This is a genomic window from Clostridium taeniosporum, from assembly GCF_001735765.2.
Classification (GTDB): domain Bacteria; phylum Bacillota; class Clostridia; order Clostridiales; family Clostridiaceae; genus Clostridium; species Clostridium taeniosporum.
Genome location: NZ_CP017253.2, coordinates 1,301,459 through 1,318,740, shown reverse-complemented (window position 1 = coordinate 1,318,740; position 17,282 = coordinate 1,301,459). Strand labels below are relative to the sequence as shown.

The 17,282-nt window shown below is 28.2% G+C and carries 9 protein-coding genes and 1 pseudogene; 1 reads left to right on the top strand and 9 read right to left on the bottom strand.

What is annotated here, in order from left to right; translation table 11 throughout:
- Positions 1–680: 680 nt before the first annotated feature.
- The 3 genes and pseudogenes from BGI42_RS06210 to BGI42_RS06200 all read right to left on the bottom strand — a co-directional run bounded on the left by BGI42_RS06210 (position 681) and on the right by BGI42_RS06200 (position 4,241).
- Positions 681–1,745, bottom strand: a complete 1,065-nt coding sequence (locus BGI42_RS06210) for a galactose ABC transporter substrate-binding protein (RefSeq protein WP_069679497.1) — start codon at positions 1,743–1,745, stop codon at positions 681–683.
- Positions 1,746–2,079: 334 nt separating this feature from the next.
- Complete coding sequence (locus BGI42_RS06205; protein WP_105165901.1) at positions 2,080–3,150, bottom strand: galactose ABC transporter substrate-binding protein; 1,071 nt, start codon at positions 3,148–3,150, stop codon at positions 2,080–2,082.
- Positions 3,151–3,276: 126 nt separating this feature from the next.
- Positions 3,277–4,241: pseudogene (locus BGI42_RS06200) on the bottom strand (tRNA dihydrouridine synthase).
- A 113-nt stretch (positions 4,242–4,354) separates the two neighbouring features.
- On the opposite strand from BGI42_RS06200, the gene BGI42_RS06195 reads away from it, so the two are divergent.
- Positions 4,355–4,822 (top strand): SDR family oxidoreductase, encoded by a 468-nt coding sequence (locus BGI42_RS06195; RefSeq protein ID WP_069679496.1) that lies wholly within the window; start codon positions 4,355–4,357, stop codon positions 4,820–4,822.
- A 54-nt stretch (positions 4,823–4,876) separates the two neighbouring features.
- Here the strand turns inward: BGI42_RS06195 and BGI42_RS06190 are convergent, their stop codons facing one another.
- From BGI42_RS06190 to BGI42_RS06165, 6 genes are all read right to left on the bottom strand, one after another.
- Positions 4,877–6,316, bottom strand: a complete 1,440-nt coding sequence (locus BGI42_RS06190; RefSeq protein WP_069679495.1) for a cation:proton antiporter — start codon at positions 6,314–6,316, stop codon at positions 4,877–4,879.
- Positions 6,317–6,723: 407 nt separating this feature from the next.
- Complete coding sequence (locus tag BGI42_RS06185) at positions 6,724–7,221, bottom strand: cupin domain-containing protein (protein ID WP_069679494.1); 498 nt, start codon at positions 7,219–7,221, stop codon at positions 6,724–6,726.
- A 248-nt stretch (positions 7,222–7,469) separates the two neighbouring features.
- The gene (locus BGI42_RS06180; protein WP_069679493.1) at positions 7,470–8,546 is read right to left on the bottom strand and encodes a galactose ABC transporter substrate-binding protein; all 1,077 of its coding nucleotides are present in this window, start codon (positions 8,544–8,546) and stop codon (positions 7,470–7,472) included.
- Between the two features lie 572 nt (positions 8,547–9,118).
- Positions 9,119–16,237, bottom strand: a complete 7,119-nt coding sequence (locus BGI42_RS06175; RefSeq protein ID WP_069679492.1) for a DUF7507 domain-containing protein — start codon at positions 16,235–16,237, stop codon at positions 9,119–9,121.
- A 27-nt stretch (positions 16,238–16,264) separates the two neighbouring features.
- Positions 16,265–16,750, bottom strand: a complete 486-nt coding sequence (locus tag BGI42_RS06170) for a hypothetical protein (protein ID WP_069679491.1) — start codon at positions 16,748–16,750, stop codon at positions 16,265–16,267.
- 11 nt (positions 16,751–16,761) lie between these two features.
- On the bottom strand, positions 16,762–17,235 hold the full coding sequence (locus BGI42_RS06165; RefSeq protein WP_069679490.1) for an SPOCS domain-containing protein: 474 nt from the start codon (positions 17,233–17,235) through the stop codon (positions 16,762–16,764).
- Positions 17,236–17,282 lie beyond the last annotated feature (47 nt).

Below are 17,282 nucleotides of genomic sequence, written 5' to 3'. Positions count from 1 at the left end.
TCCCATTTTTGTATACATATTTTCATTTATACTTAAATTATAACTTTTAAATTTTTATTTAAAATACTTTTTTAAATGTATTTTAATAAGTTTATTGTACTTATTATTATATTCTTAGTCAATATTTTTGGTAAACTTTTACACAGATATTAAAAACGTTTTCTTTTGTAGTGAAGGTTTATATTTCCTTTTATCTTATATAATATCTACATAGTATTTGTCATATAAAAAACCTTTCTGTTGTAAAAAAATTTAAGAGATATGATTTCAATTAAACATTCAAATCATATCTCAGCTTAATAATTTTATTTTTTCATCTATACTACTTGAGAGATTACAGTTCAATTTTATATTTTTGTGAATTTCATTGTGAAATAATAATATATTTATATACTAATTAGATGTATACTTAATGCTTAGAAAAATTATAATTTTAGCTATTCTATTTATAAAATTATATTGAATTATCTAAAGTATATAACGAAGAAATCACTAACAATTTAACTTGAAGCAATACAAAAAATAAGGATAGAGTGTATATAATGAATATTGGAATTGTAGTTACAGGAAAAGGATGTTACTTTACTATATACCTACATCTATTCTTATATAAATTTTTCTAAATTAATAATCAATTAACTAATAGCTCCAACATAGATAAGAATAATTACATTTGATATTTACTTTGTATTGTTTATATATTCCTTATAATCTAAATGAACTGTAAATCCTGTATCATCAAATTTATAGTTCGTATTTTCAAGAGGAGGTCTACTAGTAGCTAAATTCATTCCAATAGAATAAAGCACCTTAGCAAGATCTTTAGGATCTAATACAACCGTACCTGACATAAATCCTTTTTTAATTAAATCTTTTGCTACTGGCATTCCATCAATACCTACAACTGGAATTGTTTCTGATTTATTCCCTTTATTATATCCATATTTTTGAAGAGCTTCAACAGCACCTACTGCCATAGCGTCATTATTAGCAATTATAGCTTCTATTTTATTTCCATATTTTAAAAATAAAGCTTCAATAGAACTTTTGGCACATTTTTGCATCCATTCACAATCAACAGATGCAATCTCTTCTGTTTTTATTCCATCCTCATTAAGTTCTAAAATAGAATACTTTGTTCTTAAATATGTTAATGGACTACCAATCCTACCTTTTAACATAACATACTGCAATACATTATCATTATTTTTATCTATTAGCTCTTTATTAGAATTCCATTCATCAGCAAGTATCTTTCCCTCCATAATACCTGATTGCTTAAAATCTGCTCCAACAACTACAAAGCGCTTATACGGTTTAACAAAGTTTATTATTTCTTCAGAAGGATCTGGATTTAAAATTAAAGGAATATCTTTTTTCATGATTTTAATTAAAATGTTTTTTACCTCGTCTAAGTTACGAGTAATCAAATTTATTATAAAAAGATCATATTCTTCTGTAAGAGCTTTTTCTATACTCTCATTTTGTAAACTTTGATTATCTTTTGCATCAAAAAAAGTAAATTTAACTTTATCTTTATTTTCTTTTTCTATACATTCTAAATGTTGTTTAAGTAAAGAAATATACATAGCATTAGAATTATCTAAAAATACTCCTATCTTAACTGGTTTTTCTTTATTAAAATTTGAATTAGCAAATACATTGTTTTTAAAAACTCCTATGAGTAAAGCAAACATCATAATAGGAATCATAATAAATATTAATATTTTTTTTAAAATGTTCATTTAAATCCTCCAATTACAGATTTAATTATAATCATTAATCTTAGGATTTGTATTAATAAAAAAAATATTCTACTGTATCCTTAAATTCTCTTTAGTATTTACCAAAATCATAACTGCCATTTTCCATAGCAATTATTAAATAAAAAAACAAATTTATTCTTAATTGTAATATATTTTATAATGTTTATACTTTATACTTTATTTTATATTTATCAAATATATGAGTTTTAATAAAAAAATGTAAAAAAGTCAACTATTTAGAATTTTCATCTAAACAATTGACTTAAAATACATAAAATAAAATTATAAACATATTAATAATAAAATTTAATATTTACTTTGTCTCATTTATATATTCCTTAAAATCTAAATGAACTGTAAATCCTGTATCATCAAATTTATAGTTTGTATTTTCAAGAGCAGGTATACCAGAAGCTAAATTCATTCCAATAGAATAAATAGCTTTAGCAAAATTTTCAGGTTCTAAAACAACAGTACCTGTCATAAACCCTTTTTCAATTAGATCTTTGGCTACGGGAATTCCGTTAATACCTACAACTGGAATTGTTTCTGATTTATTTCCTTTATTATATCCATACTCTTGTAGCGCTTTAACAGCACCTATTGCCATATCATCATTATTAGCAATTATAGCTTCTATTTTATTTCCATATTTAAGGAATAGAGATTCAATAGAAAGTTTAGCACAATCCTCCATACCTTCACAATTAGCTGATGCAAGTTCTTCTGTTTTTATCCCTGCTTCATTAAGTGCTAAAACAGAATACTTTGTTTTTAAATATGTTAAAGGACTACCAATACTACCTTTTAACATAATATACTGTAATATGTTATCATTATTTTTGTCTATGAACTCTTTATTAGAATTCCACTCATTAACAAGTATCTCCCCCTCTATAGCACCCGCTTGCTTATAATCTGCTCCAACAATCACAAATCGCTTATAAGATTTAATAAAGTTTATTATTTCTTTAGATAAATCTGGACTTAAAATTAAAGGAATATTATTTTTTATAATTTTAATTAAAGTACTTTCTATATCACTTAAGTTATTAGTAATTAAATTTATTATAAAAAGATCATATTCTTCTTCTTCTGTAAGAGCTTTTTCAATACTTTCATTTTGCAAGCTTTTATTACCTTTTGCATCAAAAAAAATAAATTTAACTTTATCCTTATTTTCTTTTTCCATACGTTCTAAATCTTGTTTAACTAGAGAAACATACATGTTTTCAAGATCACTTAAAAATACACCTATCTTAACTGGTTTTTCTTTCTTAAAATTTGAATTAGTGAATATATTATTTGCAAAAACTCCTATGGGTAAAGTAACTATTATAATAAGTATCATAATAAATGTTAATATTTTTTTAAAATTATTCATTTAAATCCTCCAAAGATACAGGTTTATTATAATCATTAACCTTAGGATTTGTATTAATTAAAAAAAATATTCTAAATTGCATTCTTTTCACTTCTTAATACGTAATACTTATAATTCCATTTTTATTTAATATTGATTATAAAATAATCCAGCCCCTTTTATAATTTCCTGCTCTTTAAATAAACTTGAAACAGCCTCATTATAATCACTTAATTTTTGTGACTTTTTTATTTTTTAGCATATTTTTTATTGTCTGAAAATATATAAATCATATATCCCCATAATTCTTTCATTCTAAATAAAGCATTTCTATCTTCATTAAATAATTCTCTATATTTATCAAAAATTTCATCATGAAAATCTTTTAATATTTTTTTATCTATGTTATTATTATCTTTTATTTCACTAATTAATCCTGGATTGGCTAATATACCTCGTCCTATCATCATTGTTTTTACTTTTGGAAAAGTTTTTGTTAATTTATTATAATCGTCAACAGTAAAAATATCACCATTATAACATACTGGATTAGTGCTTAAAGATAATGCATCTTTAAATACATCTAAATTAGGTTTATTTCCATAAAAATCTTTTTGTGTTCTAGGATGAATAATTAATTCTTCTATAGTATATTTATTATAAATTTTTATTAATTCATAAAATTCTTCTGAATTATCTTTTCCTATTCTAGTTTTTATAGAAATTTTCATATCATCTATTTTAAATATTTCATCTAAAAATATGTCAAGTTCTTCTCTTTTAGCTAGAAATCCTGAGCCTCTGTTTTTTGCAACAACTGTTCCAGCAGGACAGCCTAAATTTAAATTAACCTCATTATAACCTAACTTTTGTAATTTTCTAGAGGTATTAATAAAACCTTCTGAATCATTAGTAAGTATTTGAGGTACTATATTCATTCCTTCATTATTTTCAGGCAAAACATCCCTTAATTCTTTAGTTTTAAGACTTCTACTTTTGTTTGTAACAATAAAAGGTGTAAAGTATTTATCAATATGTCCAAAAAATTTTTCATAAGAATTTCTATATATGTAACCTGTAATTCCTTCCATTGGTGCTAAATAATATTTCATTTGATAACTCCTTATTATCTAATATAGTATACACATTCTAAAAAACATTATATCAGCCTTCTTTTCTCTTATCTACTTACATTTAAACATATTTATTATCAAAGGTTAAACCATTGGATTCTGATCTTATTATTAATATTGGTTTATATGGAAGTAAAAACAAAAATTTACAAATTGGACAAACCTTTCTCTACAATAAAATTATAGATAATGATACAAAGAGAACTTATTATACAGACATACTTTTTAAACATACTTTAAAGAAGGAAGTATTGAAACATGTTCAAAATAATTTAACTCATTTTTCTAATAGTTTACTTGATGAATCAAGAAAATATGGCGTAAAAATAATTACTATTCATCCTGATATAGCTAAAACCAATTTTTATAGAAATGCTAACTTTAAAGAAGGAAACTTACTTGACACATATATTACTCCTGATGAAGTAGCTAATGCTGTTGATATGACTTTAAAAGCAAGAGATAGATTAGTTATAACTGATATAACTTTAAGAACACAAAAAACAAAATTCAAAGAAAAAAATAAATCAAAATCCATCATGATGAAAATTACATCATGATGGATTTAATTTTAAATGTAACATTTACATTTTGAAAAATACCGTTAACTAAAACTATATTATTGTTCTTGTAACCATATCTAACATTTCACCTTCATTAGATTTAATCCCAGCTAAAAGAAGAATGTCTCCTTTCCTTAATATAGTTTCTCCATTTGGAAGAATCTCTTCAGAGCCTCTCATTATCATAACTATTCTACAACTTGGTGGAAATTTAATTTCTTTAAGTGGTTTATCAACTAAATTAGAATTAGTCAAAACTCTTTCTCTTATGCATATTTTATCTAAAGCAGATGATTTCTTTGTTGCAATTCCATCATATTTGAAAATCTTGTCAAATAAAATAGGAAATATAAAACAAGACATTATAGTTGTTACTATAAATAAAGTGTATACTGAATCACTTATTACATTTAAAGAATAAGCAATTTGTAAACCAACTATCATTAAACTCAACTGACTTGAAAGTATAAATCCACCAGATATTGCTTTATTAGTTCCAAATAAAAGCGATAGTAGTAATGAAGCAAAAAGTTTTACTACATAAAATGCTATAAGTAACAATGGTATAAATGCTAACATTTTAACATCATTAAATATTGTTTTTATATCTAAATTTACACCCAATTGTATAAAAAATATTGGTATCAAAAATCCATATCCTATTATATCTAATTTTTCTTTTAAATCTTCACGATTATAACCTGAAATAAGTGAAAATATTACCCCTGCTAAAAAAGATCCCATTACAATTTCTGCACCTAAAGCATGAGATACAGAAACTAAAATAATAATTAAAGCAAAAGCAGCTCTTACTTCTATGTGAAGACCTTTAAAATTTTCAATACTAAATCTAAATTTTTTTATTGATTTTTTTATAAACCTGTAAATAACGTAAGAAAGTACTATTAATATAGTAAATAAAAAGTTCTTATAACTAAGCCCTGAATCTATTATTGTAGATAAAATTGTTATTGCTATTAAACATACAAATTCACAAAATAATGAAAAAATCAATAATGTTTGACCATAATCAGAATCAAGTAAATTTCTTTCCTTAAGTAAAGGAACTAATAACCCTGGAGCTGTTGCTGTTAAAAGAAAAGTAGAGAAAAATACATCTTTTATTATCCCAACTTTGACAAAATAAATTGATATTCCATAGGATACAATTAATGAAATTATGAGCATAACAAAACATATTAATAAAGTCTTAGCTGTTTTATTGCCATTTTCATCTGATTTAAATTGATTAAAATCTATCTCTAATCCACTAAGAAACATCAAGTAAGCTAAACCTAGGTTAGAAAGAAATACAATCCATACATCTTCATGTACTAAATTAAGAAAACTTTTTCCAAATATAAGTCCAATAAATATTTCTCCAACTACAAATGGTATCTTTATTTTTTTAAATGAATTAATAAATAACGGTGTTATAAAAGCTAACACTGAAATTATAAGAATAGACTCAAAATTAATAGCTTCTTCCATAAAAATCCCTCCCATTAAATACATTTTTCATACTAGCATATAACTAGTTAATTTTTCATATTTTTTAAATAAATTTCTTTTCTTCATATATGCTCTTAATAAAAATGTTAAATGATTATATAACTTTTATAATTATATTGTATGTTAATACTACTTGCAACATTTAACATATTATGTAAATATAAATTTTATTGAATAAATATATTTTATATACCTATAACTTATTTTTCTTTTATATAAATAGGCATATTTTTCAACTAGGAAAAAGCTACCTATTTAGAACTAGAACTTCTATTTAAACAGTTAGTTTAAAACATATGAAAGAAAATAATGTTTATGTCTATTAAATAAAAAATAAACTATCTAAAATAAAAATTCACTCTTTATTTTAGATAGTTCAAATATATTTATCTTGTTAATTTAAGAATTTCTTGTTTATACTCTGGATATTTTTTTAATAAATAATCTCTTTCAAACAATTTAAAATCTTTAAATTCAAAGCCTGGAGATACCATGCAACCAACTAGAGCATATCCTTCATTGTTCATTGCAGAACCAAATATGTAGCCTTTAGGAACCAATATCTGAGGTTTTTCTCCCTTTTCAATGTTAAGTCCAAGTTCTTCTGTGATAAGTTCTCCTTTAGGCGTAATCATATAAATAGTTAGTGGAGAACCAGAATGATAATACCACATTTCATCTGATTTTAATCTATGAAAATTTGAAACTTCACCATCTCTAAGTAAAAAATATATACTAGTCCAAAGCTTTCTTGATTCTTCACTTTCAACATTTAATTTTCTAGCTAAAATACTTTCTTTTGACATAAAACTCTCTTTATAAAATCCACCTTCTGGATGTGATATCATATTTAATTCTTTTATAAAATAATCTGCTGTGTACATTTAATTGCTCCTTTCAAAACCTACTACTATTTTACATGAAAGGTATTATTTTTTCTATCCACTAATAAAAATTCTCTAAATACACATATCTGACAAGTCATATTCTAAATAGAAAAATAGTTATTAATGATTCTAAATAGTTATATATGTTATATGTCTATCCTTAAAATTAAATGGTAAGTATTTAAAAATATTTTCTAACATACTTATCATTTAATTTTATCTTTTAAACTATTATACATTTTTAATTATTTACTTTCTACATATCCTCTAACATTTTGTATATAACCTCTAAAGGGAATATGTATTGAAACTCCTGTATCATCAAGCTTATATTCAGTGCCCTCCACAGGATTTTTATTGTTCACTAAATTCATTCCTACACTATAAAGAGCCTGAACCAAATCTATTGGATCATGAACAACAGAACCTAACATAATTCCTTTATCAATCAATTCTCTAGCTTCTGGTACTGCGTCAACTCCCACAACTGGAATTGTCTTTGTTCTATCTCCTTTATTATATCCAAATTCTTGTAACGCTTGAATAGCTCCTAGTGCCATTGTATCATCGTTTGAAATTATAGCTTCAATTCTATTGCCATATCTTAAGAGCAATGACTTAACTTCGCTTTTAGCTAACTCCAAATCCCATTGACAAACTATTGATGCAAGTTCTTCTGTTTGTATTCCAGCTTCTTCAATTGTGGAAACAGAAGATTTTATTCTTTCAATTGGAACCATATTATAGCGCTCACCTTGCAGCATAACATATTGAATTATATTATCTCCATTTCTATCAATTAAATTTTTATTAGTATTCCAATCATCAATAAGCATTTTTCCTTGCATTATTCCAGATTGTTTTGAATCTGTTCCTATGTATAAAGCTTTTGAATAAGATTTAATGGCATCCATTGTAAGTGGTTCTCTATTAAATATTATTACCGGGACATCATATATTTTAATTTTATCAATAGTTCCCTGTAAATTTCTTGTATCAGCTGGATCTAGTAATATAAGATCAACACCTTCTTTAAGTACTTTATCAATAGTTTCATCTTGTATTGCTAAATTGGATTTCGAATCATAACAGGTAATTTTAACCTTTCCCTGATTTTTTCTTTCAATCTCTTCGAAATCTTTACAAATATTTATGAGATAATCATCAGTAACAAGATCTTTGGCAAATACAGCTACTTTAATAGACCTCCTTGCTTGAAAATCTTTGGTAAGACTTATAGCTTTCTTACTGTTGCCTACTATTATAACTAAAATCATAATTGAAGTTATTATAACTTTTAATACTTTTTTTAATACCTGCATATTATTTCTCCTTAATTTATTTTTAATTACTCTGTATTTATTTAATAAACCTACTATGAATCAAATATACTTCTTTAACTTACTAAAAAAATATATTGCATCATAAACTTATTAATTTTTTATATTCCTTATTTTTATATTCTTAAATAACTAATTTTTCATTTACTATAGTGTTTTTAAATTATAAGGAAATATCATATTATTGAATATAATTTATTTTCTAATCTTATTATGTGTATTTTTTTTTTATTCATTCCACTAAATTTACAATAATAACAATAAAAAAAACCACAAAAATCCAAAATTTTAGATTTTCATGGCTTTTGTGGTGTGGACAATATATAACCTTAAAAATTAACCACCTTTAAATTTTTAAATGAAGAAATAACAAGTAATTTTGATATACAAATCCTAAAATTATAATATTCTACGCGGCATATTACTAAATTTAATAAATTAATAAAATATTTAGAATAACTTTTAAACTTTTTACATCAATTTTCTCACTAAAATTTACAATTCAAAAGTATTTATAAGGCTGGTTCAGAAATTTGAACCAGCCACAATTTAAATTATTTACAATAACTTACTGTTGCCTTTATTAAAATAGTGGCATTAGTAAATAGTTTTCGTGAATTTAAGCTATTAAAATATATATCCTCAACTTCAGTTGTTATATCTTCATTACCATAACAATAATTCTCAGGAAGAATTATAAAAGTACTGAATGGTATAGAATAGTGAGCTGAGTGAATTGTTTGTTCAGAATCTAATGCTGTATATTCAACAACTTCATTTAAAACCCCTTGAATTATCAACTTGCAACCTGTTAAAATTTGTCCTTCATTTGATTTTAAGATAGGAGTTTCTACTACATAATGCTTGATTATTTCTACATCACCATTTACTTCATTAATCTCTTCTATATCTGGTTTTTCATCTGGAATTATTAGATTTTCTTCTATAAATAATTGTTTAAAGTTACTAATACCAAGATTTACAATAACAGTAGAAGTTTCTGATGGATCTGTAGTAACAGTACCAGTAGTTCCATTTGGTAATCTATATTGGAATTTAGCAATTGCAGAATTTTTAATTTTCAGTTCACAGTTAGTAGCTATAACTTTTACAGAATACTCTATTATAGCTTCCTCACCTGTTTTAATAGTTCCAATATTTACGCCTTGTCTCAAGTCTACATTGTTTATACCGATTCCATCAACTTTGAATGAACCATCAATTAATTCAACTTCTGGTGGCAATTCATCTGTAAAAATTACATTGTTAGCATCTAAGGTTCCTGTATTTGTTACAGTTACAGTATAGTTTATTACATCGTTCATAACTGCGAAGTTTGTATCAGCTTCCTTTAATATTTCTAAATTAGCAATTTCAGGAATTACTTGTACTGTATTACTAGTTGCATTACCAGTTTCAGGTTCATCGCCTGGAATTTGATAACCAAAAGTTGCTTGAGCAGTATTTTCTATTGGTGAAATATCATTAGATAGAACTTTTGCTTTAAAAGTTACAGTTTTGCTTTCACCAACATTTAATACACCAAGAATTACACCATTTACTATTCCTGATAACGGGTCAGATATTCCATCAATAGTAACTGAGCCAGAAACAAATTCTAAACTAGGACCTAATAGATCATAAATTACTATAGGATCTAAATCCACATTACCTAAAACAATATCACCTGTATTTTTAGCAACTACTGTATAAGTTACAGTATCTCCAACTATTACATAAGGTTTATCAACTGATTTTTCTAATTCAAGTTTAGGATTATAAACTGTAACACCTGGATCTTCTCCTTCTCCCTCCACTATTACTGGTGGTTTATTGGGATCTGTTATACTTGTACCAGTACCAGTGGCAATGTTTTGGAAAGTATCAGTTAAATCAGCCAATACTTGTATTGTTAAAACAATATCTACACTTTCACCAATTGCAAGATTACCTATATTTATACCAGCTTCAATATCTCCATTAACAACATCTCCATTAACAATGATTTGAACAACTTCAAATTCAGGTGGTAAATCATCTTTAACAATTACATCATTTATAATAATATCACCAGTATTTTCTGCTGTAATAGTATATTGGAAGGTATCACCTACTTTAACAATAGGATTATTTGACATCTTAGTCATAGTTAATTCAGGATTATAAACTCTAATAGTTTCTTCATTACTTGTAGCATTTCCACTGAAATTCTTTCCTGATACTATATAATTAAATGTTGCAGTTGAAGTGTTATTAATAGTCTTATCCGCTGGAATAGCATTTACCTTTGCATCAAAAGAAATTGTCTTTACTTCACCTATTGACAAATCTTCAATATTAACTCCTGTTAATATACTTTGACCTGAAGGCACTCCATTTATAGTTAGATTTCCAATATAGCTCAATTCTGGAGCTAAAACATCTTTAACTATTACATTTTGTAATGGAATTTCTCCAGTATTTGTAGCTGTAATCGAATATCTAATTATATCTCCAACTACCGCTCCAGTTCTGTCTGCTGATTTTACTAAAGTTAATTCTGGCTTTAATACTGTAACATTTACAGTATTTGTAGTTACATCTTTATTAACTGGTGGAAGTGCTGGATCCACTACATAAGAGTAATTAATCTTTGCATTATTGATTAAAGTACTTGGTGCATTGTCTAATACTTTTACCTTAAAGCTTAAATTAGCTATTTCTCCGGCTGGAATACCTATAATTTTTATTCCAAAGTTTGGATTTTTCGCTGGTTTAGATACACCATTAATTATTACTGTTCCAGTAACAAATTGTGTTCCTGTTGGCACCACATCTGTAACTAATGCATCAACTGGTACATTTCCTGTATTCTTAATAGAAACTGTATAAGTTATAATATCTCCAGGTGTAGTTGGGTTTGTATCAACTGTTTTTACTGCATTTTCCGGAAGAATTTCTCCATGATTTACTTGAGTAAATACAGTGTTAGTATCTCCACTTCCACTTGCTCCATTTGGATTGTTTGGATCTACTGTATAAGTGTAGCTTATACTTGCTGTATTTGGTATTGGATTTGGTACTGGCATTTGAATAACTTTTACTTTATAGCTTAAAGTTAAAGTTGCTCCCGGTGCTATTCCATTTGTAACATTAATTCCACCAGCTGGTGTTCCGGTTACTGGAGCACTTGCAATTAAGCTTCCACTAACATAACTTGTTCCATTTGGTATCGGATCTGTTATAACAACATTATTTGCAATTGTATTTCCTGTATTAGTTACATTAATAGTGTACGTTATTTCATCTCCAATATCTGCATATTGCTTATCTACTGCTTTAACAAAGTTTCCTGGTGCTACTAAATCTGCATAATTAACCTCTATACTTGCTGATGAAGTATTATTATCTGGATTTGGATCTGGTGTTGAACTGCTTACAGTTGCTGTATTATTAACTGTTCCTATTGCTGTATTACTGATAGTACCTCTAATAAAAATAGTTTTTGAAGTACCTGCTGTTAATGTGCCTATGCTATATGGGTTTGACCAAATATTCCAACTTACTCCATTATTTATAGAGAATTCTGGATTTAATAATTCACTTGGAACTACATCTGCCAAACTTACACTTTGTGCATCCGATGGTCCTGCATTTGATACAACTATAGTATAAGTCACTACATCTCCACGATTTACGTTAATAGGATTTGCTGTTTTTACTACTGAAACATCTGCTAAAGTATTTACAGTTGTTGTAACTGTTGAAGTGTTGTTATTTGGATCTAGATCTGGTGTTGGTGAACTTACTGTTGCTGTATTAACTAAACTTGACTCTGTACATGCTGGATCTACTGTTCCACTTATTGTTACTGTTATTGGTGTAGCTCCAGATGCTATTGTTCCTAGGTTTATTCCACCTACTGGCCATGGATTGCTTGTTCCTCCATTTACTGAATATACAGGGTTTAAAATACATGCTGGGACTGCATCTGTTAAACTTACGCTTTGAGCATCAGATGGTCCTAAATTACTTACTACCATTGTGTAAGTTAAAATGTTTCCAGCTACCACTGGGTTTGAACTTCCTGTTTTTACTACACTTATATCTGCTGATTGATTTACTTGAGTTGTAACTGTACTAGTATTGTTAGATGGATCTGGATCTGGTGTTGGACTACTTACTATTGCTGTATTAACTAAACTTGACTCTGCACATGCTGGATCTACTGTTCCACTTATTGTTACTGTTATTGGTGTAGCTCCCACTGCTATTGTTCCTAAGTTTATTCCGCCTACTGGCCATGGATTGCTTGCTCCCCCATTTACTGAATATACTGGGTTTAAAATACATGCTGGTACTGCATCTGTTAAACTTACACTTTGAGCATCAGATGGTCCTAGATTACTTACTACCATTGTGTAAGTTAAAGTTTGGCCTGCCACTACCGGACTTGGACTTGCTGTTTTTACTACCTTTATATCTGCTGATTGATTTACTTGGGTTGTTACTGTGCTAGTATTATTAGATGGATCTGGGTCTGGTGTTGGTGAACTTACTGTTGCTGTATTAACTAAACTTGACTCTGTACATGCTGGATCTACTGTTCCACTTATTGTTACTGTTATTGGTGTAGCTCCAGATGCTATTGTTCCTAGGTTTATTCCACCTACTGGCCATGGATTGCTTGTTCCTCCATTTACTGAATACACTGGGTTTAAAATACATGCTGGGACTGCATCTGTTAAACTTACACTTTGAGCATCAGATGGTCCTAGATTACTTACTACCATTGTGTAAGTTAACGTATTTCCAACTACTACTGGGTTTGGTGCTCCTGTTTTAACAACGCTTATATCTGCTACTGGTGTTATTGTTAAATAATAGTCTTCTACTTCACCATCTGATGCTGGTCCTATACTCCTTGTATCTTCATCTATTGGTAAACTATTTTGATTTATTAAATCATCAGTTGTAAGCCTTAACCTTACAAAAGTATGATCTGGTTGTAATACTACTCCTACTGGTACTATGAAGTTTAAAATAAATTGTTGTAATCCTAAGGCTGATGGAACTATTTGTACAGGTGCTGCTTCATTTCCTTGGAATATACCATCTTCATTAAAATCTATCCATCCATAAAGATTAGCTGGTAATCCAGTATTATTGGTAACAGAGACATTTAATGCATAAGTTGTATCTGTTGATAACATTGGAGTTAGAGGAACTACTAATCCATCATCTTGAATTCCTTGTATAATATCATCACCAGTTGCATCTGATGTTATATTAGCATATGCATCATTCTCAGCTGTCACTTGTGTCCCTAGATATAGTTGATTAATTATCTGATGCCTTGGACCATTATTAGCTAATAATGTTGAATAATCATTTGGTCCATTTCCTGGTGTTGGATCTGGTGCATCTCCAAAATCGATTAAAAGTTCAGCATTTAAGCAAGCGGCACCATCATTATTATTACTTGGAACATCTGAAGAAAATACAATACCAGTAGCATTATCTCCATTTATTTCAATTCTATATATTACACCTGTTGTATTATTGGTTGCATATATATATTGATCATTAATAGAATATACTGCTCCATACGCTCCTATTGGTATACCACTTGTAGTTAATACTGTAACAACTCCAGTTAATGGGTTTAAACTAACAACATTTCCACTTGTATTTTCTACTCCATATAAATTTCCATCAACTGAACTAACTGTCCAATCAGCTACAAGCATATTAGGATTTATAGGAGTTCCATATGGTGCTGTATCTAAAACAAATCCATTAAGTGGATCTACTAATTGTCCAAATGTTGGTGAACTACTATTAACATCTACTACATAGTAATTGGGATCTGTAGAACTTTTAATATATAAATGTCCATTATTATCAATTGTGCCTGTATTATAAAATGGGGAAGGTAATAGTGGTAAATTTGGTACAGGTCCCAAAACTGATGTTGTACCAGTTGAATCTAATATTACTAAATTTGTAGTTGTATTTTCTATACCATATATTAAATTGTCTAAAACATTGTATCCAATAGCATTTATATTCATTCCAATATCCGGATTTAGAACGTCTACTTCCCCTGTTACTAAATTTAATTTTAAAAGTGTACTATTTGTACCAGTTGATTCGGCTGCTACCCTGTATCCAAACGGTTCACATACAAACTTATTAGCAATAGCTGTTATTGTTTCATTACTATTAGATGTGTCTGTTATTACATTTCCTCCTGGTATTGGCACAAAAGTATAATTAGCTGTAGTACTATTTAACACTGGTGTTGGAGTTGTTCCTGTAGTACTTACAGTATATTGTATAGTCACTACTTGATTTGGTAAAAGTGGTCCAATATCTACATTTAAAGTTGCTGCTGTTGAATTATTTACAACTGGTCCTGTTGCATTTTGAACTGTTACACTTCCTGGATTTACAGTAGTTCCTGTTGGCGCTGGATCTAATACTGTAACTGTATCTGCTTGTATTACTCCAGTATTAGTTACTGTTAAAGTGTAAGTTATATCACTTCCCCTTGTTGCAGTTGCTGGCGCTGATTTATTTATGCTTATAATCGGTGAATTTGAATCTATTTGAAGCCCTAATAAATTTGGAACATATCCATCACCAGAAGTTGTTAACCTTATTAAAGCATTTGTTTGGGAATTAACAAGAGTTGTACTTGCATCAACATTAGTAATATCATACCCATATCGTCCTGGAGCTAATCTCCCAGCTAAAGTTGTTGGTACTGGTTGATTCAAAGTTCCAAAACTGCCTAGTGTATCAACCTGCCCTACAGTTAAACTTTCTGAATTACCATCATTAATTCTAGAAACAAAAAAATTATCTACTGGATTATTGGGTGGTGATGGTGGCTCTCCTTGCAATGCAACTAAACCCACTATATCCGGACCGAATAAAACTTGATCCCCTGTTACTTGTGGATCTCCTTCTCCAGCACTAATTAGTAATCTTGCTTTTATTGAACCTGATATTGGCGTACTAAATCCTGATACTGGTATATCAACAATTGGAGAAATTGCTAAATCTACTGGATCAAATATAGTCCATACATTCATGTTTCTATATGGTAAAGTTACATCTTCATAAGCAATTTCTAAACTCCATCCTAAATAATTATTTTCTACAGCTGGATTACTTGGAGTACCTCCTAATACACCTGGAATGCTCTGTACACTATACGTTCCAGTACCTGAATTTACTAATGTGGTTACATTTGCACTTCTAAAATACTGTCCAACACCATTAGTAGGAAAAACTACACTACCAGCAGTTGCAGCATCTGGATTAACTTGAAAGCTACCTAATGGTGTATTAAAAGTAATAGCATTATCAAGAAATGCACTTACATCTTGATCGGCATTTAAATATGAACCTGACCACGATAGCTCTGCATACAATATTTTTGCAGATACAGGTATATCGATTATTGCATCTGATCCATTTTCTCTCCAATCAAATGTTGTACCTAAAGGATACCCACCTGGAGCAGAAATTCCATTATTCAAACTAATAAAAGCACCTATACCATTAGCATTTACATCAGTATCAGTTGCATCAGGTGGATTAAACTTTCCTAATAACCCTAATGTATTTCCTGTAATAACCATAGAACCCCTAGCAGTAGTTGAATATCTTAAAATTGATGGCATTTACATCACTCTCCTTATTAAATTCTTTTAACAAAACTTTACATCCACAAATAACATTACACATTTATGAATTCTTCTACAATCTAACATCGTAGCTTTTGCAGCCTCTATATATGGAGTCACTGATATTCTATTAGCTCTTACTAATTCACAAACATCTTGTCCATTTATTTCTTTAGGTATAACTACAAAAATACTTTTCATGTTTTCAAAATGAGCTGCATGAACACTTTGTGTTTTTTCATTTGCTACATAAGTTATTTTTTCCTTTATATTTAGTTCTACCACTAATTTATATCCTGTTAAGTTTTGACCTTCATTTGAATAACCCACTTCAGTTTCTACTAAATTTATATCTACTATTTCTGGGCTTACTAAAACTTTTAAAATCCTTTCCATATCTGGTTTTTGTTCTGGTATTGTTAATATTTCACTAAAAATTTCTTCCTTAAAATACTTTGCTGTAGTTGGAAGAAGATTTGATCCCATAACAATATTTGCATTACATTTCATGTCTATACCTCCTAACATATATCTACTAATACCATCATAGTTATATTATTATAGATACATCTCTCATCTATCTGTTCTGAGAATATATCTTCAATAATAACATTTGGTGTTAGTCTTGCATTGGGGTTTATGTCCTTTGGTAATACTACATACGCGCAAAATGGAAGACATGCGTGAGCAGTATGCACTGATTGAGTGCAGTCACACGCAACATATTCAACCTTTAATTCTATCTTTCCGCATACTAATAGTTTATAACCTGTAATAACTTGTCCTTCTAATGATGTTCCAACAGGTGTTTTCACAACTTCATAATTCACTATACATCCCTTAGCTCTCATCTTATTTATTTGTTCCATATCTGGCTTTTGAGCTGGTATACAAAAAGTTTCTTCTATATTTATTTGATTAAAATTCTGTTTATCTTTTATTATGCAAGTATTGATTCCACTATATTCTATTAACTCTCTTTGAATTTTCCCCATAATAGTACCTCCTAATTATCATAATAATATAATATTCATACATAAAT